16 protein-coding genes and 1 other annotated feature are annotated in these 20,277 nt (G+C 56.9%); of the genes, 7 read left to right on the forward strand and 9 right to left on the reverse strand.

The annotated features are described in order from the left end of the window. Nucleotides 1–16: 16 nt before the first annotated feature. The 5 genes from HSX14_RS05145 to HSX14_RS05165 all read right to left on the reverse strand — a co-directional run bounded on the left by HSX14_RS05145 (nt 17) and on the right by HSX14_RS05165 (nt 7,721). Nucleotides 17–2,383 carry an efflux RND transporter permease subunit gene (locus HSX14_RS05145; RefSeq protein ID WP_024014388.1) on the reverse strand — a complete coding sequence of 789 codons (2,367 nt, stop codon included), beginning with the start codon at nt 2,381–2,383 and terminating at the stop codon, nt 17–19. Continuing rightward, on the reverse strand, nt 2,380–3,516 hold the full coding sequence (locus HSX14_RS05150; RefSeq protein ID WP_024014387.1) for a YCF48-related protein: 1,137 nt from the start codon (nt 3,514–3,516) through the stop codon (nt 2,380–2,382). Before HSX14_RS05150 ends, HSX14_RS05145 begins: the two co-directional genes overlap by 4 nt. 77 nt (nt 3,517–3,593) lie before the next feature. Continuing rightward, nucleotides 3,594–4,937 carry a DUF1329 domain-containing protein gene (locus HSX14_RS05155; protein WP_024014386.1) on the reverse strand — a complete coding sequence of 448 codons (1,344 nt, stop codon included), beginning with the start codon at nt 4,935–4,937 and terminating at the stop codon, nt 3,594–3,596. A 15-nt stretch (nt 4,938–4,952) separates the two neighbouring features. After that, on the reverse strand, nt 4,953–6,833 hold the full coding sequence (locus HSX14_RS05160; RefSeq protein WP_228723543.1) for a DUF1302 domain-containing protein: 1,881 nt from the start codon (nt 6,831–6,833) through the stop codon (nt 4,953–4,955). A gap of 441 nt (nt 6,834–7,274) precedes the next feature. Further along, nucleotides 7,275–7,721 carry a hypothetical protein gene (locus tag HSX14_RS05165; RefSeq protein WP_170050724.1) on the reverse strand — a complete coding sequence of 149 codons (447 nt, stop codon included), beginning with the start codon at nt 7,719–7,721 and terminating at the stop codon, nt 7,275–7,277. Between the two features lie 84 nt (nt 7,722–7,805). Between HSX14_RS05165 and tnpA the strand changes: the two genes are divergently transcribed. From tnpA to tnpC, 3 genes are all read left to right on the forward strand, one after another. Continuing rightward, nucleotides 7,806–8,123, forward strand: coding sequence for an IS66-like element accessory protein TnpA (gene tnpA / locus HSX14_RS05170; RefSeq protein WP_003282986.1), 318 nt, complete (start codon nt 7,806–7,808; stop codon nt 8,121–8,123). Then, nucleotides 8,120–8,455 carry an IS66 family insertion sequence element accessory protein TnpB gene (gene tnpB, locus HSX14_RS31125; protein WP_003282984.1) on the forward strand — a complete coding sequence of 112 codons (336 nt, stop codon included), beginning with the start codon at nt 8,120–8,122 and terminating at the stop codon, nt 8,453–8,455. The genes tnpA and tnpB overlap by 4 nt, the downstream gene beginning before the upstream one ends. A gap of 61 nt (nt 8,456–8,516) precedes the next feature. Beyond that, nucleotides 8,517–10,043 carry an IS66 family transposase gene (tnpC, locus tag HSX14_RS05180; protein WP_175384242.1) on the forward strand — a complete coding sequence of 509 codons (1,527 nt, stop codon included), beginning with the start codon at nt 8,517–8,519 and terminating at the stop codon, nt 10,041–10,043. Between the two features lies 1 nt (nt 10,044). Here the strand turns inward: tnpC and HSX14_RS05185 are convergent, their stop codons facing one another. Continuing rightward, nucleotides 10,045–11,031, reverse strand: coding sequence for a hypothetical protein (locus tag HSX14_RS05185; RefSeq protein ID WP_170050745.1), 987 nt, complete (start codon nt 11,029–11,031; stop codon nt 10,045–10,047). Nucleotides 11,032–11,441: 410 nt separating this feature from the next. Further along, complete coding sequence (locus HSX14_RS05190) at nt 11,442–12,134, reverse strand: SDR family NAD(P)-dependent oxidoreductase (RefSeq protein ID WP_021219117.1); 693 nt, start codon at nt 12,132–12,134, stop codon at nt 11,442–11,444. A gap of 212 nt (nt 12,135–12,346) precedes the next feature. On the opposite strand from HSX14_RS05190, the gene HSX14_RS05195 reads away from it, so the two are divergent. From HSX14_RS05195 to HSX14_RS05205, 3 genes are all read left to right on the forward strand, one after another. Next, nucleotides 12,347–13,573, forward strand: coding sequence for a sterol desaturase family protein (locus HSX14_RS05195; RefSeq protein ID WP_021219116.1), 1,227 nt, complete (start codon nt 12,347–12,349; stop codon nt 13,571–13,573). Beyond that, nucleotides 13,570–14,142 carry a hypothetical protein gene (locus tag HSX14_RS05200; protein WP_021219115.1) on the forward strand — a complete coding sequence of 191 codons (573 nt, stop codon included), beginning with the start codon at nt 13,570–13,572 and terminating at the stop codon, nt 14,140–14,142. Before HSX14_RS05195 ends, HSX14_RS05200 begins: the two co-directional genes overlap by 4 nt. 81 nt (nt 14,143–14,223) lie before the next feature. Continuing rightward, a complete protein-coding gene (locus HSX14_RS05205; RefSeq protein ID WP_003090707.1) occupies nt 14,224–14,931 on the forward strand; it encodes a Crp/Fnr family transcriptional regulator in 708 nt (235 codons plus the stop codon). 326 nt (nt 14,932–15,257) lie between these two features. On the opposite strand, the gene HSX14_RS05210 is transcribed toward HSX14_RS05205, so the two are convergent. Continuing rightward, a protein-coding gene (locus HSX14_RS05210; protein WP_173180457.1) for an IS3 family transposase occupies nt 15,258–16,480 on the reverse strand; the annotation gives its coding sequence in 2 pieces (ribosomal slippage) (nt 15,258–16,195 and nt 16,195–16,480; 1,224 coding nt in all). Next, nucleotides 16,086–16,202, reverse strand: a sequence feature (AL1L pseudoknot). It overlaps the preceding gene by 117 nt. Before the next feature lie 125 nt (nt 16,481–16,605). Between HSX14_RS05210 and hrpB the strand changes: the two genes are divergently transcribed. After that, a complete protein-coding gene (gene hrpB / locus HSX14_RS05215; RefSeq protein ID WP_173180334.1) occupies nt 16,606–19,122 on the forward strand; it encodes an ATP-dependent helicase HrpB in 2,517 nt (838 codons plus the stop codon). 125 nt (nt 19,123–19,247) lie between these two features. Here hrpB and HSX14_RS05220 read toward each other — a convergent pair whose 3' ends face one another. Next, nucleotides 19,248–20,021: a tyrosine-type recombinase/integrase gene (locus HSX14_RS05220; protein ID WP_230428041.1), complete on the reverse strand. Its 774-nt coding sequence runs from the start codon at nt 20,019–20,021 to the stop codon at nt 19,248–19,250. Between the last annotated feature and the right edge of the window lie 256 nt (nt 20,022–20,277).

The raw sequence follows: 20,277 nt of genomic DNA on the forward strand, positions 1-20,277 counted from the left end.
CTAGAGGCTTTCAGTTTCAGCGAGTTTCTTTATTGCACATCAGCATCGAGGCGATGGCCGGCAACAAAACCAGTGCACCTACCATGTTCCAGATGAAGAGCAACACCAGCAGCAGGCCCATGTCGGCCTGGAACTTCAGTGCCGAGAACGACCAGGTGGCTACACCCATGGCCAGAGTGATGCCAGTGAAGGCCACCGAGGTGCCGGTAGTTTTCAACGCTTCAAAGAACGCCGCACGGAATTTCAGGCCCTGGTGCAGAAAGCCTTCCATGCGACTGTACAGGTAGATGCCATAGTCGACACCGATGCCGACGCCGAGGGCAATCACCGGTAGCGTGGCGATCTTCACTCCCAGGCCCATCTGCGCCATCACCGCTTCGCACAGCACGGTTGACAGGTACAGCGGCGCCATCAAGGCGATGGTCACTTTGATCGAATTAAACTCCCACCAGACCACTAGCGAGATGATCACAAACACCAGGAGCAGCATCAGCTTCTCGGACTGCTCGATGACGATGTTAGTCGCCGCCTCAATGCCGGCATTACCTGCCGCCTGGAGGATCTCGAAGTCTCCTGTGTCGTACTGCTTGCTGAAGGCCTCGACCGCGCTGACCACCCGGGTCAGCGTCTCGGCCTTGTGGTCACTCAGATACAGGCTGATTGGCGCCACGCTGCAGTTGGGGTCGACGAACTCGGCAGCGACACCTGAGCGGGCATTGTTCATCACGAACTGATCGCGCGACAGTTCGGCCCACTTCGGGTTGCCCTCATTGCGCGCAAGGATGTTGAAGCGCATGGTGCGATAGAGCGACTGCACCGATTCCACACCTTTGACTTCACGCATGCTCTGTTCGAACTGGTTGGCCAGGTCGGCAGCGGCGAAGCGTGCGCACTGTTCAGCCGGTGTCTTGAACATCACTACATAAACATCAGTGCTGGTGCTGTAGTGCTTGAGCAAGTAAGCGTTGTCCTGGTTGTAGCGCGCTTCCGGACGGAACTCCGGTGCGCCCTTGTCCAGGTCTCCAATTTTCAGATCTTGACGGGCGTAGTAGCCGACGCCGAGCAGCATCACGCTGAGGGCGATCAGCGGCAGCGCCACGCGCGGTTCGACCACGGCCGACAGGCGGCGGAAGATAGGCCAGGACGAATTGGCTCGCTTTTCCTGCTCACGCAAGCCGCGCGGACTGATGCCGGCGTAGGACATCAGCACCGGCAGCAGGAACATCTTGGTAAAAATGGCGACGAACACGCCAATGCTGGCGGTGATTGCCAGCTGCTGGATCACACCAATGTCGATCACCAACAAGGTGATAAACCCCACCGCATCGGCCAGCAGCGCCGTGGTGCCAGGAATGAATAGGGCGCGGAAGGTGTGTTGCGCGGCAACCAGCGGCGTGGCGCCATGCCCCATCGCGCTCATCATCAGGTTAATGTTCTGCACCGCGTGGCTGATGCCTATGGCGAAGATCAGGAACGGCACCAAGATCGAGTATGGGTCCAGACCGAAACCGAAAAGGTGCAACAGGCCAAGCTGACAAGCCACGGTGAGCAGGCAAGTCACCACGGTTACTGCGGTACTGCGCCAGCAGCGGCAATAGAGATAGAGCATCAGGCTAATCAGGCCGACTGTGATAGCGAAGAACAGCGCGATGTCGGTGGCAGCGGCCAGCAGATCACCGATGATCTGGGCGAAGCCGATCACGCGGATATTCACGCCCTGTACACCGAAATGCTCGCGCACCTGCTTTTCCAGCGCTTGGGTAAAGGCACCGTAGTCCAGCGGCTCGCCGGTCTCTGGGTTCATCTCCAGCAGTGGCACCCGGATCACCGCCGACTTGAAGTCGTTGGCGACGAAGCTGCCGAGCATGTTGGCGCGCTGGATGTTCTGCCGCACCTGTGCCAACGCCTCTGGGCTCCCGTCGTAGGTGTCGGGAATCACCCGGCCGGCGCGCAAGCCTTCGGTGGTGACTTCAGCCCAGAGCGCGTTAGGGGTCCACAGCGATTTCAAATTGCCGCGATCGACGCCAGGGATGTAGAAAATCCTATCGTTGACCTCGCGCAGAGTCTCAAGGAACTCCTTGCTGACAATGTCGCCCTTGGGGTTTTCCACCACCACGCGCAGCACGTTACTCTGCGGCCGGAGCACGCTCTCAAACTGCAGGTAGTTCTGGATAAACGGGTGGCCGGTCGGGATCATCCGGCTGAAGCTGGCGTCTGGGCGCAAGCCCAGGGCCTGGTAGCCGAGCAACAGCGAAAGGACCAAGAAGAACAGAAGCACCACCACGCGATTGCGAAACAGTGCACGTTCGGTGAAACCAACCAGCCGCTGCAAAGCGCTGGTCTCAAGTTGCGGGCTAGACCCGTCGTTCAGTTTGGCATTCATTGCAGCTGCTCCTTGAGCTCTGCCAAGGGCATGGTGATGAGGCCGGCGCTACCAATCAGCGCCAGTTGCTCGGCAGACACTTGCGCCACGCCGAGCCAAGGCGCCTTAGCGGCCGCCTGCCAAACTTTGAACTGCTGGCCATCGGTGCTGTACAGCACCACGCCACCTTGCCCGGTCAGCAGCAAGCTGCCGTCCGCCAGTTGTGCGGCGCCGTACAGACCCGCGCGCACCGGCAGCGGGATGACCTGCCAGCTCAGGCCCTGATCCTGGCTGGCCAGCAAGGTACCGCCGAAGCCCAAGGCCAGTAGGCGGCCATCGCTCAGCTGCTGCAGTTTGTACAGCGAGGCCGGGCTCATTGGCGTGATCACTGTCCAGTGCTGGCCGTCATCACTAGAGCGGTACAGACGCCCGCCTTCGCCGGCGACCACTAGACTGCCGTCGCGCAGACCGAGGACCGCATTGAAGTGCAAACGCTCGGGGTTTTCCAGGGTCGAGACAAATTCCCAGCTTTTCCCGCCATCGCGGGTATGCACAAGGATCCCATAGGCACCAACCGCCCAGCCTTGCTGCGCATCGCGGAACCACACATCCAGCAGCGGGCGTGCCGGGCCTGACTCGATACCGGCTTTAGCATCATCGAAGGCGAAGATGACATTCTCCAACTCGGTATGCAGCGCCTCGTCGTCTGGCGCCGCCGCACTGGCTAATTCCAAACGCGCCATCTCGGCCTCGGCCCACTTCAACATCAAAGCGCTTATGGCACTGCCGTCGAGTTGCTTGCTCCAGGTCTTGCCGCCATCGGTGCTATGCAGGACCACACCGTCATGGCCGACGGCCCAGCCGTTGTTGGCATCGGGGAAATGCACCGAGGTCAGCAGAACATCGACCGGCACTTGTGCCTGCTGGATCTCGCCGGAGGGCGAGCGCAACAGCACGTGGCCGCTGCCCCCCACCGTCACCAGATAATCGCCGACCAACTGCCCATCGGTGAGGGGCGACTCGCTGGCTAAGGGGGAAATTCGGGCGGCGCGCTCAAGGCGATCGACCAGTGGCGCGGCGCTGAGCGGCAAGGCCGCCAGGCCGACAGACAACAGGCAGAGCAACCTCAGCGCTGGTTGGTTGTATTTTTTCATGGCCAGCGTCTCAGAAAGTAAAAAAGGGGGAAAGCGCTAACCGCTTTCCACCCAAAGACCACGGAGTAAACAGTTAATCAGCGGCCGCTGCGACGCAGAGCCGAGGGACTAAAATCTTTCAAGTTCGCCGGAACGTTGAACTTGATTGGGATCTCCTGGTTCTGCAGGTTAACCACTAGGTAACGGCGTGCCTGCAGGTCGTAGGAAACCTCACTTATATGAAAACTGGACAAAATGTCGTAGCGCTGCAACGCGTGGGCCTCATGAAAGCGCCAAAGTTCGCCACGACTGTCATAAATGTCCGAGGCCAGGATGCTCCAGCTGTCCTCGTCGAGATAGAAGACCCGCTTGGCGTAGATATGCCGCTCACCCGGCTTCAGCGTGGCCTCGACCACCCAGACGCGATGTGGCTCGTAGCGCAGTAGGTCCTGGTTGAAGTGGTTGGGCTGAATGATCTGCTCGTACTTCAGCGAAGTATCGGCCAGCTTGTAAGTGTTGTAAGGCACAAGCATTTCTTTTTTGCCTACCAGCTTCCAGTCGTACTTGTCGGGCGCGCCGTTGTACATGTCAGCTGAGTCGTTGGTACGCAAGCCATCGGAGGCACCTGGCGGCGTGTCATAAGAGAACTCGGGCGCGCGCAGCACGCGCCGCTGCCCTGGGTTGTACTGCCAGGCCAGCCGGGACTCCTTGGTTTGGTCGAGTGGCTCATGCACCAGAGTCTGGCTGCCGGCGATACTTTCTGGGGAGGTAACGCTATTCCAGAAATAGTACAGCCGGTTCGGCTCCGGGTTGGTCATGCTTGAGGCCATGGCAAATTTTCGCATTCGGCGCACCGGAGTAAATGAGCCGTTGGCCTGCACCACCATTTCAGTCGGGTAATCGAGAAAGCCACCGGTACGATAGCGCGTCAGGTGGTTCCACATGGCCTCCAGACCCGACTTGGGAATAGGAAAAGGCACCGAGGTTTTCTGATAGTTGACCATGCTATCGCCGTTAAGCTCGAGCTTAGCGGCCTCTTCGCGGATCAGCTCGTACTCGTGCTGGGGCAGCGCAGCAGTGCGATGACTCGGATAGACGTTCAGCTTGTAGCTGGGAAACTTCGCCAGCAGCGCCTTGTACCCTGGCATCAACCGGTCGGCATATTGCGCCATGTTGGCCGCTGTAACGGTGTACAACGGTTGTTCATTCGCGAAGGGATCGATATAACCCTTGGCCGCACTGTAACCGGCCGGCGGCTGGGTAAGGCCACCGCTCCAGGCAGGAATGCTGCCGTCGGCATTGCCCGCTTGCTCGGCGCCGGTGGGCGTCAGGTCTTGGCCCAAGCGGGCAATTTCACTGGCATCCAGCTTGGCCAGGGCCGTTGCACTGGTTAGGCTGAGAAGGGTGCCGAGAATGGCAGCGGAGAGAAGATTCTTGTTCATTGGATTACCTCGAGATCAGAAGCCCATGCGCAGGTTGAACGCGACGAAATCACGGTCGGTCACTACGAGCGGCGTATTACCGGTACCAGACCAGGACAGTTCGGCCGAATAGTTTTGCTTGTAGCTAGCCCTTACCCCCAGCGAACCCAGCAGTCGGTCTTCGACGAAGTTACCGTCGTGGGACCAGCCCTTTACGTCCTGACCGAAGGTCATAAATGGCGATACGTTGACCCCGGCCAGCAAACCCGAATAATTCAACTGGGCACGCAGGCGATAGCCCCAGGAAAGGTCCGTGACAAAGCCGTCACGGCTACAACCGATTTTTTTGTAACTTTGCTCTGGCACCCCAGCGTTGCAGCCTGGCGAACCAATCCCCTGGCCATCAGCCATGTTGCTGCCGTATGCCTCGGTTTTCCCGTAACGACGCTCACTCAGCGCCGGCAAGTCATGCATGTACTTCATCGCGACCTCACCGGTTACATCAAGACCATCCGCGCCCAACACTCGGGGGAAGCTCTTAATAAACCCAAGTGACAGCTGCGACACCTCCAGGCGGTCATAACCATTGATCAGCGAGCCGGGGGCGGCAGCCTTCATCTCCCCTGCCAGCGGTGCACCGGGAATGAGTAGATTGGGATTGCCGAAGGTGCTCGGGATGGTGTCGCCGAGGGAAAGCCCCACGGGCTGATTCGGACGGTAGCTGTACTCGCCGAACACTGAGGCACCCAGGAGGCTGGTGGAAAAACTAAGACCGAAGATGCGGACGTCCTCGGGGAAGGCCATGAAATACTTGGCGTTGGTGGCCTCCTGACCTGCGATCCAGCCCGCTCCAACCGCAGGGCGCAAGTCGGTGCGCGCGCGGTTCTGCGGGGTGCGCGAATGGATATTCATGGCATAGGCGCCGAACTCGGTGCTTATGCTGTCGGCGAAATAGCGCATGGCCATACCAAACTGACCGCTGTCAGATGGCTCGTCGTCCTCCAGCCGATGCACATAGAGGCCCTTGGCATAACCAGCCTCATCATTAGGGTTGGCAGCAATACCGCCCCTGGCCAAGCCGAAACATCCATCCTGGATCAAGTCGTTGCTAGCAAAGTAGGTACCGCAACCTTCCAGAACGGTCTCACGCCATTGCAACTGGTAAAACACCTCAAGGTTGAGGCTGTCGGTGATACCGAAGTTGGCGAAGAGCAGTGGCACCGGGAGTAGAGCTTCCTTCAACTGAGAGCCCGGGCGGCGTAACGCGGCAAGATCCACTGGGTTGATCGAGTTGAGGCCATTCTGGAAGAACAACCCCTCGCCCCAGTTAATTACCTGATTACCGCCGCGTAAGTGCAACGGTCGCTCGCCGACTTCGAAGTCACCAAATACATAGGCATCCAGCAAGGCAACGCCTTGGAACTTGGCCAGATCGTCGAAGCCGCTATCGTTGAGCTTGGCACCCACCTGGTAACCATTGGCTGAATGGCCATGGTCGACCTCACGGTTGTTCAAGGTGTAGTCGTACCAGGCCTTACCGCGCAGAAAGACCCCATAATTACGCCAGTTCAACTCGGTTTCCGCCAATAGGGTGATCGGTGAAGACACCAAATTGCGCTTACGAAAATTCAGGCGGCCGTCATCACCGTTACGCGCACCTGAAGGGTTGAACTCACCAGCCGAGCCGTAGCCGATATGATCAGCATTACCCTGAAAAATCAGGTTTGAATCGGGTTTCTCAGCATTCCAGATTCCACCCACACTGATGCTACCGTTGGCGCGCCCCGTGATTTCACCTAATGCAAACTCACCCGCCTGAGCCTGCAGTGAAATCATGAGCGCTAGCGGGGTTATGCAAGCTGTCATCTTCAACAACAACGGATTAATCAGGCCGGACTCACTTCTTTCAAATCTCACGAAACAGCCTCCTATTTTTATTATATTTACTTCTATTTAATCGGCGATTATGGATATCGCACCAGATTAATTTGCTGCTTATAAAAACACGAATCAAACATATCTCTAGCGGCTGCCAATAGCATTATTACCAGCGAGCGCCAAATGCGTCATTTGAACACTTACCTGAAATAGCCATCACTAACCCCACAAGGTCTCACCGAAAATCCAGACACCATTAGAGCTATGTGACGAATTAAGTAATCGACAACTACCAACAGCTTTTTCATTTCAAATTAAAAATCTTTACGCGTAAAAAACAGCAATAAAAAACAAGCAACTTGAAAGCTTTAATTATCCACGAAAAAATTAAATTAATCGCCAGCCAGCCTAATCGCGACAGGGCTCTGGAAACATCAGGAACCCCGCCGACGACCAAGAAGCTATATTGTTTTAAGCCACTTAACGTTTCTCTACTTGGCAAGGAACTGCCGTCTCGAACGAAGAAACTGTGGTGTAGCGAGCACGCGGGAAGTAGTCGCCCATATCCTGCTGGATAGTTTCTTGCGACTTAATATTCTGCACTGCGTGTTTGAACTCACCACGGCCCAGCATGTTGCGCAGAACCAGGAAACTCAGATCCGGATCACCGGTACCGTCGCCCACATCCGCGATTGGCAACCAGGACACACCACACTCGTTGATTGCATTGCGTGGGCGGTCACTTTCGCGACTAAGTACCAAGGTGTAGTAGCCGTTAGCGTCCACCGGAATCTGCTCATCGAACAGACACTTATTGACCCGACCAGATGCGTAGCCCTGCTGAGAGCACCACGACCAGTAGCGCAGATCACCATCTTCAAACTTGGTGTTGCCGTTATAGGTCTTTGGCGGTAAGCGTCCGGCCAACTCACCTTCCGAACTCCAGCATTAAGGGCGATGGTGTCCGCGTATTTTTAAGCGGACGCGATAGCCCTTATCGCCGGGATTTCCATGCGCCAACGAAGCTCTTACCCCAAACCGTTCAAGGCCCAGGTTGTTCAGGAGTGCCTGCAACCCGGTGCGACCGTTTCCAGCGTTGCCATCCGCCACGGCATCAATGCCAACGTCATTCGCAAGTGGCTACCGCTTTATCGAGATCAACTGCCAGCGGCGTTGCCGGCGTTCGTTCCTGCGAGAGTTACGCCAAAACGACCAGTTGAACCAGCTGTGATTATCGAGCTACCGCTGGGCGAGCAATCGATCACAGTGAAATGGCCAGCTTCCGATCCTGAAGGATGCGCCCGCTTTGTCCGGGGGCTCGCCCAGTGATCCGTATCGATAGTATCTGGCTCGCCACCGAACCCATGGATATGCGCGCGGGCACTGAAACCGCGTTGGCCCGCGTGGTGGCGGTGTTCGGTGCGGCGAAGCCGCACTGCGCCTATCTGTTCGCAAATCGCCGCGCCAACCGCATGAAAGTCCTGGTGCATGACGGCGTGGGTATCTGGCTGGCCGCGCGGCGATTGAACCAGGGCAAGTTTCACTGGCCAGGCATCCGCCACGGCTCGGAAGTTGAACTCGACACCGAGCAACTTCAGGCGTTGGTACTGGGGCTGCCCTGGCAGCGGGTCGGTGCGGGCGGCGCAATCACAGTGCTGTAGCACCGGCCATTAGCCCATCGGTGTATCTGCGCAGAGCGTCTGCTCTGGCACAATCAGCAGCATGAACTCCTCGCCCAATCTCGACCAACTGACACCTGACCAGCTGCGCGCACTGGCCGCGCAGTTGCTCACGCAGGTCGACGTGATGGGCAAGAAAATCCACCGTGATCAGACCATCATTGAGCAGCTCACACACGAAATCGCTTGGTACAAACGGCACAAGTTTGCCAAGCGTAGCGAGCAACTGAGCCCTGACCAGGGTAGCTTGCTGGACGACCTGCTCGACACTGACATCGCCGCCATCGAGGCGGAGCTGAAAGCCGTCAATCCCCCGGTTGCTCCAGCCGAACCCCGCCAACAGCCCAAGCGCACACCGCTGCCGGCACAATTTCCGCGCACTGTGATCCGCCACGAACCGGAGAACACCCAATGCGCCTGCGGCTGCCAGCTGCAACGCATCGGTGAAGACATCAGCGAAAAGCTGGATTACACGCCGGGCGTGTTTACCGTCGAACAGCACGTGCGTGGGAAATGGGTCTGTCGCCAGTGCGAAACACTGATCCAGGCCCCCGTGCCGGCCCAGGTGATCGACAAGGGCATCCCAACCGCCGGCCTTCTGGCTCACGTGATGGTGGCCAAATTCGCCGACCACTTGCCGCTATATCGGCAAGAGAAAATCTTTGGCCGTGCCGGCCTGGCCATCGCTCGCTCGACACTGGCGCAGTGGGTCGGACAAACCGGCGTGCAGCTCCAGCCGCTAGTCGATGCCCTGCGCGAAGCCGTGCTGGGCCAACGTGTGATCCACGCTGACGAAACCCCGGTGCAAATGCTCACCCCAGGCGAGAAGAAAACCCATCGGGCTTACGTCTGGGCCTACAGCACCACACCCTTCGCCGATCTGAAGGCCGTGGTGTATGACTTCAGTCCCAGCCGTGCCGGCGAGCATGCGCGCAATTTTCTTGGTCAGTGGAATGGCAAGCTGGTCTGCGACGACTTCGCTGGCTACAAGGCCAGCTTCGAGCAAGGCATTACCGAAATCGGCTGCATGGCCCACGCCCGCCGCAAGTTCTTCGATCTGCACGCTGCAAACAAAAGCCAGTTGGCCGAACAAGCACTGCACGCGATGGGCAGCCTGTACGAAATCGAACGGCAAGCACGGGACATGAGCGATGAAGAACGCTGGCGAATACGACAGGAAAAGGCCTCACCGATCCTCGATACACTGCATGACTGGATGCTGGCCCAGCGTGATCTTGTGCCCAACGGATCGGCCACGGCGAAAGCCTTGGATTACAGCCTTAAACGCTGGGTAGCGCTGACGCGCTACCTGGAAGATGGAACTGTGCCCATAGACAACAACCAGGTCGAAAACCAGATCCGGCCCTGGGCACTGGGGCGCTCGAACTGGTTGTTTGCCGGGTCGCTACGCAGCGGCAAACGCGCGGCGGCGATCATGAGCCTTATCCAGTCGGCCCGCATGAACGGGCATGATCCGTATGCCTATCTCAAGGACGTGCTGACACGCCTGCCGACGCAGCGGGCGAGTGAGGTCGGCCAACTGCTGCCGCATCAGTGGGCGCCTGCCTGAATCACGCAAGGTGAGTTCGGCGGACGCTTACCTTTGGCGTAGTTGGTGCTTTGGCGCGGATTACGAAAACCTCGCCGTGCTTACGGTTGATAAAGGTGCGCACATACTGGTTGTCGAGGTTGGCAAAGAAGGTCCCGTCTTTCTTATTGGTACCACTCGCCACTGTGTTGTCGCCGGTGTAAATGGCATAACGCGACATGCTTTCCGAACTCTTGCTCCAGGTCGGCGGGTTACTGGCCGGCATGGCCGGACCGCCACGCGCCTTGGCCACCTCCGTCAGTTTATTGAGGTACTCACGCGGGGTCGCCAGGGCTGCCTGATCAAACGACAATGGCTGGAAGCTACTCAAGCTGGCACAAACATCCTGTCCGCGCAGCTCCTTGCCATCAGCGAGAGTGAGTACCGGAGTTGGCAGACCGGAACCTGCTGTTTCGTCGGTATTTTTGTCCCCTGCGTAGATCCGATAAATCAGTTGCTGCTGGCCGTTTTCGGCTTGACCAGGCGCATGGATCTTGTCGCGGGTCTTGGCTTCTTGGTAAACGCCCCATGGAATAGGAGTGCTCAACGGCTCGCTAACCACTTCGATTTTATAGCCGCGCTGTTTACTGTTGCGGTCTGCACCGAAGAGATATGGGTTGCTAGCACCTGGCTTCGGCGCGATCAGGTAGTCGGCCACTGAGTCGAGAGGAGCACCCAAACGGTCATAGCTGATTAGGGACATATAGCGAGCATGCGGAAAACTGCCCTCTAAATGCAGCTTCGCGCCCTTCGGCACCGAGAAAGCTGCTCCCCAATAGAATGTTCCGGCGTCAGGGAAGGCGATGTTGATGTAGGGGTCACCACTGACCGGGCCGTAGCGCCAAAAACACGAACGAGGGCCTGGCATTGGATCCTTACCGATGGCAACACGCTGCTGGCCTTCCTCGAAGGCATTCGCCTGATCCCAGTTAGCCTGAGAAGGCGAGGCCGCCAGGATTAGAGTGGTCATCGCTAAAACTTGTGACGTTAGCCAATATGAGGGCTTCAAGGTCATCTCCTTATCGGTGGATTCAAACCTTATTTTGGATACCGTATCCAGGCAGCGAAATAGTGTGGGCACCACAAGGGATAGGGCGGTTTTCTAGCGCGTATTTTTCTAATGTTGTCGCTTACAACTGCTGCGGACACACGCCTTGGCAAAGTATGTGGTGGTCGACCCTAAGGACTTGGGACCTGCTACCGAGGGCTGCTAGCTCTCCGCCGGCAACACCAGTCAGTTCCCCACGCATAGGCCACGCATGCCGCATTAGGATCATTAGGATCATTAGGATCATTAGGATCATTAGGATCGGGCGAACCCTGGGTGAGAAGAACGGCTCTAGGCAGCCACTCTGCTATGTCGACAGCCGGCCTAATAAATTAGCACCGCCCATTTACAGCGATAGCTGCACCTGTGATTGCACTAGCCTCCTGAGAGGCTAAAAATACGATCACATTAGCGACCTGCTCTGGCGTAACCCAGCGGGTGGCATCCGCATCAGGCATATCGAGGCGGTTCTGCGGGGTATCGATGATCGATGGCATGATCGCATTGACCGTGATGCGCTGATCTTTCAACTCTTCGGCCAACGCCTCCGTAAGGCGCATCACCCCGGACTTTGCTGCAGCATAGGCCCCCATGCCTAGGCTGGCCTTACTGGCCGCTCCGGCTGCAATGTTGATAATGCGCCCGGCTTCGGCTTTCTTCAGGTGTGTCAGCGCGGCCATGCTAGCCGTTGCGGCAGTGCGCACGTTCATTTGATACATCAAATCCCAGGTCGCAAGATCGCCGCCCTCGATGGTCTCCCAGCGAAAACCACCCGCCACGTTGATGAGCGCATCTAATCCTTGAAAATGCTGCTGCACCTGCTGCATTGCACAATTTGCCATGTGCAGATCGGTTAGATCGACCGCGCCGATAAGCAGTTTTTCAGAGCGCGCCGTGTCGGCCAGGGGTCGCGGCACGCTGGCCTGATCAATCAGGGCCACCCGCCAACCATTGGCCGCGAACGCCTCGCCTACCGCTATACCTAGACAACCGAATCCACCGCTAATTGCGACTACTTTACTCACGCTTATTCTCCTTGAAGTGGACTACACCAGGGCTGCACTGAGCACTGAGCCCCGGCACGAGTGGTCAGCTAGGTTGCCACTATTGCCGTGCAGAACCTGTCGCCGAGCCGACAAGTGGGCACAGTCAAGAGTGCTAACTTGCCTGGTCGCTGAGTCGCTGAAAGCCATCAGCCGCTCAACTTTCTTGAGTCGAGAGAAAAGGATCGCGCGCAATGAATCTGATCGTGTTTGCCATACCGATTTTTTTAACCACCACCTTGCTGGAAGCATGGCTGGCGCACCGCCGCGGGCTAGCGGCGTATTCCATACCTGATGCCATCAGCAGCTACCAATATGGTCTATTGAGCCAGGTGGTTGGGGCGTTCACCAAGTTTGCGAAACTGGGCGTTTACACTCTGGTATTCGAAGCCTACCGCGCCACGACCTTGCCTAGCGATAGCCTGTGGGTATGGGTCGGAGCCCTTGTGGCCTACGACTTTTTCTACTACTGGCATCACCGTATGAACCATGAAATTGGCTTGCTGTGGGCCGGGCACGTATCGCATCACTCTTCCGAGTACTTCAACCTGGCAACAGCCTTACGCCAGTCCTCGACGAGCGCACTTCTGGGCTGGATATTCTATCTACCGATGGCAGTGGCCGGTGTGCCGCCCAGCGTGTTTGCCGGGGTGTTGCTGATCGACTTGCTTTACCAGTACTGGGTGCATACCGAGGTAATTGGTCGTTTGGGCTGGCTTGATCGCATCTTCGTCACACCCTCAAACCATCGCGTCCATCATGGGCAAAATGACTACTGCATGGACACAAACTACGGGGGCATTCTGATTCTCTGGGATCGCCTATTCGGTACCTTCGCCGAGGAGCGCAAGGACGAGAAGGTCATCTACGGCGTGCGCACACCGTTGCAGAGCCTTAACCCATTCTGGGGCAACATGCATTACTACATTGAGCTCTGGCAGAAATCCAAAGCCACCCCGGGCTGGCGGGCTAAACTTGGCGTCTGGCTGGCACCACCTGGTGGCTGGCACGATGAGGCGAGCGAGCCTTACGAGCCGTCGCAGTTTAAGTATTACGATCCGTGTACACCCGATGCGGTCAAACGCTATGCGGTAGTGCATCAGGTGCTTGCAATGTTGTTCCTCATGCATTTTCTGACGCTACTCAACACCTTGCCGAAGACCTTACTGGCACTCTACGCCGCTGGCTTTGCCATTTCGGCAATCTCTCTCACGTCACTATTGGAAGGACGTGCCAATGCACGGCGTTTTGAGCAGTGCCGTGTCATAGGACTGGGCATTGCCTTTGCTGCTCTACCTGACTGGTTCGGTTTTAGTATGCCCATCGCACTCAAGCTGATGTTATTGGTTGTAATGCTAGGCAGCGCTGCATGGCTCAGCCGCACTTCCTTCAAACCTGCTGCTTTGTGGACTTCCCAATGAATGCCGATGCCATTTCCGACTTGATCTTGGCTGTGGTTGCCTTTTCCATTGCCTTTGTCCAGCTGCGCCAGCGCCCTGCTCTAGCCATTGGTTGCGGCCTGATCGGCCTGGCGGCAGCGATTGGTACACTGCATTACCAGTATGGTGAGTTGTTCGCCGGCCCACATCGCTTTACCGGCCTGGTTGCCGCCAGCGCAGGTTTCCCGCTGCTGGTCATTGCACTGCGCTGGCCAGATGACTCTGTTGCTCAGCGCATCACGGCCGCAGGGCGCTTCGCGCTCTTGGTTGGGAGCTTCGGGGTGGTGATTAGCGTGTCGGGATTTGACACCTGGCGCATGCTGGTGCCTCTTGGCTCTGTCTTGTTAATCTGTGCCACAGCCTTAGTGACGCGGCGGGTAATGCCACTCGGGGCGGCGCTAGTGTTCATCGTTAGTCTAGCGGCCGGTGCAACCGGTGAAGAGATGCTCGGACCGCTATCTGGCATCCAATGGCTGCACTACTTGCTGTCTTTAGCCCTGCTGCTGCTGCACCGGGATAGGGTGGTGCCGCTGTTAGCTGCGAGCCGTTAATTCGGCTTCCCCTGCATCCCATATCTTGGGAAACTGTCGAATGTGGTTAAGACCCAACATCGATGTTTCCAAGGTTTCCAAATGCAAAACATAGATGACGCAGCCCATCAGACAATCTACCGCCTGCGCGAGGCAGATGACTGGTTCGCAAGCTTGCCGGGGGAAGTGCAAGACAAAATCATCCAGTCTTCCGTATTGCGCCACTATCGCAAAGGGCAGGTGATCACTGCCCAAGGCAGCCGACCGACTGCAGCCTCAGTAGTGCTTGAGGGGCGCGTGCGGGTTTCGCGGCTGCTATTCGAGGGTGAGGAGAAGCTTTATATGATTGGCGAGAGAGGATTTTGGTTCAACTTCCTCGCCCTGATTACAGGCGAAAAGGCCGATGTGGCTGTGATCGCCGATACCAATGTGCAATTACTAATGCTGCCTCTGCAGCAATTCGAGCGAATCCTTGAAGAGGAACCTCTCTATTGCAAGGCAATTACACTTTTTATTGCCAAGCGCTATGCCGCTTTTATGCGGCACTTTGCCGATGGCCAGATGATCGTGCCGCTGCAACGGCTGCGTACAGGTTTAGCAGAACTGTTGTTGCTGCAACCACCGGCAACAGGCTCTGAGGAAGTTATTTTGAATGTTTCTCAGGCGGATTTAGCCTCCATACTTGGTTCTTCCCGCCAGACTATCAACGGGCTGCTAAAACAACTGGAAAAGGCGGGACTGATTAAGATCGGTTTTCGGCATATTCGAGTAATTGATCCAGCTGGGCTTTCTGAGCACGCGGCTAACTGAGCCGGCACTAATCTCGATGTAATTTTCGCAGGGCCGAGTGCATCGCTGTTGATCATGAGTGGACTCACCACCTGACTTCATCAGTACCACCTGACCACAATGCTAGAGGTGAACCGGCCCTATCAATAGCCCCGGCTTTCCTAGAGACCTTTGGGCCTAATAACTGCCCCCGCACGAGGGCCGCTTGGTCACCAATCAAAGACTGCTTTTGGCCGAGAGCTGCCGGTCATATCCAGCCCAAGAGGCTATCGAGTGACTACTTAATGAGGGGCGATTCACACTGCTCCTGAATCGCCCCGGCTTTTGTGGAGGCCGTTTCGTTTAAGTCAGGCCGCCATGGCCTGACCTGCTTGTTGCTGGTGGAAGTTTGCCTCAGCCTCCGCAGGCGGGATATAGCCGATTGAGCTCAACAGGCGCTGGTGGTTGTACCAGTGCACCCATTTCAAGGTCGCCATCTCAACAGCCTCGCGGCTCTTCCACGACTGGCGGTAAATCAGCTCGGCCTTGTACAGCCCGTTGATAGTCTCAGCCAAGGCGTTGTCGTAGCTGTCGCCCTTGCTGCCAACCGAGGGTTCAATACCGGCCTCTGCCAGCCGCTCGGTGTAGCGGATCGAGACATACTGGCTGCCACGGTCGCTGTGATGGATCAGACCACCCGTGCAATGCGGCTGGCGGGCATACAGGGCTTGCTCCAGAGCATCCAGCACGAAGTCGGTCTTCATGCTGGTACTGACTCGCCAGCCAACGATCCGCCGCGCAAACACGTCAATCACGAAGGCCACATACAGCCAGCCCTGCCAGGTCGACACGTACGTGAAGTCCGACACCCACAGCTGATTTGGACGGTCGGCATGGAACTGGCGCTGCACACGATCCAGCGGACAGAGCGACTTGTCGCCGGCCACCGTTGTTCGCATGACCTGGCCGCGCCTGATGCCCTGTAATCCAGCCCGACGCATCAACCGCTCCACCGTGCATCTGGCCACCTCGGTGCCTTCTCGCCGGAGCTGCTTCCAGACCTTCATCGCGCCATAACACTGCATGTTGGTGTCCCATACACGCTGGATTTCCAGGATCAATGCGTCATCGCGTCGAGCACGGCAGCAACGTAATGCCGGGTTGCGCTGCTGAGCCGCGTGCCTGCGGTAACCGGACGGGGCGATCTGCAAGACACGGCAGATCGACTCGACCCCGAGACGGTCACGATGCTGATCGACAAATGCCCTCAGGATTTGGTGCGGCGGTCGAGCTCCGCCTGGGCAAAATACGCACTGGCCAGGCGCAGAATCTCGTTGGCTTTGCGCAGCTCGCGGTTCTCGCGCTCCAGGGCCTTTATGCGCTCGCGCTCTTCGCTGGTCTGACCAGGGCGCTGACCGGCATCGGTCTGCTGGCGGCGAATCCAGCCATGCAGGGTTTGCGCTGCGCAGCCGATTTTCGGCGCAATGGCCTCAATGGCCGCCCACTCGGAGGGGTAGTCGTTCAGGTGTTCCAGAACCATGCGCACAGCACGTTCACGGACTTCGGGGGAGTAGGTCGTAGTCTTTCTCATGGCCTCATCTTCTCAAGAGTTGGGGCCTCCACGAAACCCGGGGCGATTCATCCTGGCTGCAGACCTCAAGTCAAAATCATCTCTTAGCACCCAGCGTATACTGCATCCCTGATTTGGGAGTCTCGATGATTTCTCTACCAATTGACCTCGTTTTGCCAGACCTACGAGAGGCATTGGCCAAGCGCAACGAAGTGATCCTTGAAGCTCCACCTGGTGCGGGCAAGACCACTCGGGTGCCTTTGGCGTTGCTAAATGAACCTTGGCTTGGCGACCAAAAAATCCTGATGCTTGAGCCTCGCCGATTGGCTGCTCGGGCGGCAGCTGAGCGCTTAGCGAGTGAACTGGGCGAAAAGGTTGGGGCGACTGTCGGCTACCGCATTCGCCTTGAAAGCAAAGTCGGCCCGCACACCCAGATTGAAGTGGTCACTGAAGGTATCTTGGCTCGCCGTCTTCAGGACGATCCTGCGCTGGATGGCGTGGGAGTGGTCATCTTCGATGAATACCACCTGCGAAATCTTGACTCCGACCTTGCGCTAGCTCTGTGCCTGAATGGCCGTGAACTGCTCCGTGATGAACCCCCTTTAAAACTGCTCCTGATGTCTGCAACGCTGGAAGGAACTCGCCTTTCAAAGTTGCTTAATGATGGGCCGGTGGTCGCCAGTGAGGGACGGATGTATCCAGTCTCGACGGTTTGGGGAAGTCCATATCAGCCTGGCGAGCGCATCGATGCGCGAGTCACGAATATTTGCTTGGCCGCACTCAACGAACAGCCTGGAAGCATCCTGGTCTTCCTTCCTGGCCAGGCCGAGATTCGTCGCGTCCACGATCAGCTCAAAGAGCAGCTTGATGGGCGCAGCGATATCCTGCTCTGTCCGTTGCATGGAGAGCTCGACCTTTCTGCACAGCGAGCGGCTATAGAGCCTGCGCCTTCCGGCAAACGGAAAGTGGTACTGGCGACCAATATCGCCGAGACAAGCCTGACTATCGAAGGTGTGCGCGTGGTGGTCGATGCCGGCCTGGTCCGCGTGCCTCGTTTCGACCCGGTCAGCGGTATGACTCGACTCGATACGCAACGAGTATCACGAGCAGCTGCTACCCAGCGTGCCGGTCGGGCAGGGCGCCTGGAGCCTGGTATTTGCTATCGGCTGTGGTCGGAAACGCAGCATGAGCAACTCGCGGCCTTCGATACTGCAGAGATCCTGCAGGCTGATCTCTCTGGCCTCGCACTGCAGCTTGCTAGATGGGGTGTCGAACCAGCCGATCTCGCGTGGTTGGATGTTCCGCCTGCTGCGGCATTCGCTCAGGCCCAAGACCTTCTTCTTCGTCTTGGCGCTCTGGATGAGCGTGGATCCATCACCACTCACGGACAGGCGATGGCTAAGCTGCCGACCCACCCGCGAATTGCTCATCTGCTCTTGCGTGGCCAGGCTCTCGGGCTTGGAAACCTGGCATGCGATATCGCTGCACTACTTGGCGAGAAGGACATCATTCGGGGTGCTGGCGCTGATATTCATGATCGCATTACTGCGATGAGCAATGAGCATGGCTCGCGAGCTAGTCGAGGAGGTGTACAGCGCGCTCGTCAGCTAGCAAGGCAGTTCCGAGGCTATCTGCGAGACCCAGCATCAGAACAAGTAGCCGATCCTGAGCATCCTCGTTGGCTAGGTGCTCTGCTGGCATTCGCATACCCAGATCGCGTTGCACTCCAGCGTCGTGACGGCGGAGGTAACTACAGGCTTGCAAATGGCCGCGCTGCGCAGTTCGGCGAATCAGATGCGCTGATGAAAGAACCTTGGCTCGTGATTGCTGACCTAGGTAGCCGACAAGGACAGCGTGAAGAGCGTGTCTACTTGGCTGCAGCGCTCGATCCTTCTCTCTTCGACACTGTCCTGTCTGAGCAGGTAAGCCAACGAGACGAGCTCGAGTGGGACGAGCGCGAAGGTGCGCTGAAGGCCGAAAGGCAAAGGCGCGTGGGGGAGCTCGTCCTCAGCCGTACGGCATTGCCCGGCCTTGACGAAGAGGCTCGCGCAAAAGCTCTGACCGGGCTTGTGCGACGCAAGGGCATAGAGCTGCTTCCTTGGACGCCTGAGATTCGCCAATGGCAGGCGCGAGTTGCGCTGCTACGTAGGCTGGATTTGGAGCAGAATGGCGAGAGTGAGTGGCCGGATCTGGCTGATGCAGTGCTACTCGCTTCGCTTGAAGAGTGGCTTGCTCCCTACCTAGGGAAGGTGAATCGCCTTAGCCATTTCGCCAATCTCGATCTGCAGAGCATTCTGTTGGGGCTGTTGCCCTGGCCGTTACCGAAACGTCTCGATGAACTGGCTCCGCGCAGTCTGGAAGTGCCGTCCGGTTCGCGCATTGGGTTGGACTACTCGGAGCATCCGCCTGTGCTCGCTGTGCGCCTGCAGGAGCTGTTTGGATTGGCGGAGACACCGCGTATCGCAGGTGGACGTCAGGGAGTGCTTCTGCATCTGCTATCGCCAGCACGGCGGCCAGTGCAGGTAACCCAGGATCTAGCTAGCTTCTGGGCGAGCACCTACATCGATGTGAAGAAGGATCTAAAGGGTAGGTACCCTAAGCATTGGTGGCCTGATGATCCAATGCAGGCTGAACCTACTGCTCGCGCGAAGCCAAGGAAATGACGGCCTTTCCTTGGTGAGGGACGTCGTTGGAGGCGTTTGCGCTTTCTGCGCGTCCGTCTGCCATTGGGTCATTAGACTCGCGAATTATGGCCGCTTCGGCAGTGAAGCGAGTTGTATCTCAATATTTAAAGGTGGTTATGCCAATGCTCCCAGCTTTTGTCTGACTCTGCATTCTCCTCCTCGTCCACTTCCTTTGTTTCTTTCTTGAGATCATCTTGCCGAAGTAGTTTTAGCTTCTCCAGTTCATGCACGTACTCGCCAACTGGCATGCCATTCTTTAATGCGTTCAGAAGCAGTTCCTCGGCTTGATCATATATACGGTTAGTCCTGATTATATGGGCAGATGAAACGGTGTCTTCGTATCCATCAAGTTTTGCGAATGCAAGATGAATATACCGTTCTACCGAGAGGGGGTCTTTGTGGCCAGTCCACAGCATGACGTCGTAAAGAAACTTTTTGCTATTAAGCAGGGCGTTTCTGAAGTCATCCTTTTGCTTAAATTTGTGTCTTTGGATTAGAAGTACGAAAAGATTGGTAATGAAAGCATGGCGGAACATGTGGGCACAAACTTTTTCTTCTATGCCGGCGTGACGTCTAAGTTGAATCATTTCATTCGTAATGCTGCAGGCGCTGAGCGGCTTTCCGGTCTTTTCTTGAACAAAGAGTCTGTCGTGCTCCGTGCCCTTGAAATTGCGAATAGATATTCTGCGGGCAAACTGAATATATTTCTGCGCTTCGCTTAGTACCACTCTTGAAATCGGGATAAAACGCTCGGAATAGGTTCCACGTTTCAAGGTTCGCAGGCGTAGCAATGGGAGCGTCATGTTCATTGCATTACGAATGTCCGAAACGGTAATTTCAATTATCTCGCTGCGTCGAGCGCCCGTATGTTCAAGCAAGGAAATTACCAAATTCCGTCGAAGTTGAAGGTGTCTCGATGGGTGGATTTTGTTTGCTGAATCTCGCAAAAGCTTTATATGTTCGCTTGGGATAGGGTCGCGTGTGTGGTAGCGCGTTCCAGATACATGAAGAGAGTGGTGATGCAGATAACTCCGCTTTATCACTCTTCCTGAGCGCGTTGTGATAGTAAATTTTTTCATTACGGCGCGGATGGTCCCATTCTCCGATACGAATGCATCGTCGCCATAAAGACGT

Origin of the sequence: Pseudomonas tohonis (assembly GCF_012767755.2) — a bacterium.
In the GTDB taxonomy this organism is placed as follows: domain Bacteria; phylum Pseudomonadota; class Gammaproteobacteria; order Pseudomonadales; family Pseudomonadaceae; genus Metapseudomonas; species Metapseudomonas tohonis.

Excerpts from the sequence above, each read along its gene's own strand:
- HSX14_RS05145 (WP_024014388.1), bottom strand. The coding sequence starts at position 2,383 with ATGAATGCCAAACTGAACGACGGGTCTAGCCCGCAACTTGAGACCAGC.
- HSX14_RS05150 (WP_024014387.1), bottom strand. The coding sequence starts at position 3,516 with ATGAAAAAATACAACCAACCAGCGCTGAGGTTGCTCTGCCTGTTGTCT.
- HSX14_RS05155 (WP_024014386.1), bottom strand. The coding sequence starts at position 4,937 with ATGAACAAGAATCTTCTCTCCGCTGCCATTCTCGGCACCCTTCTCAGC.
- tnpA (WP_003282986.1), top strand. The coding sequence starts at position 7,806 with ATGCGCCAACGAAGCTCTTACCCCAAACCGTTCAAGGCCCAGGTTGTT.
- tnpC (WP_175384242.1), top strand. The coding sequence starts at position 8,517 with ATGAACTCCTCGCCCAATCTCGACCAACTGACACCTGACCAGCTGCGC.
- HSX14_RS05185 (WP_170050745.1), bottom strand. The coding sequence starts at position 11,031 with ATGACCACTCTAATCCTGGCGGCCTCGCCTTCTCAGGCTAACTGGGAT.
- HSX14_RS05195 (WP_021219116.1), top strand. The coding sequence starts at position 12,347 with ATGAATCTGATCGTGTTTGCCATACCGATTTTTTTAACCACCACCTTG.
- HSX14_RS05200 (WP_021219115.1), top strand. The coding sequence starts at position 13,570 with ATGAATGCCGATGCCATTTCCGACTTGATCTTGGCTGTGGTTGCCTTT.
- HSX14_RS05205 (WP_003090707.1), top strand. The coding sequence starts at position 14,224 with ATGCAAAACATAGATGACGCAGCCCATCAGACAATCTACCGCCTGCGC.
- hrpB (WP_173180334.1), top strand. The coding sequence starts at position 16,606 with ATGATTTCTCTACCAATTGACCTCGTTTTGCCAGACCTACGAGAGGCA.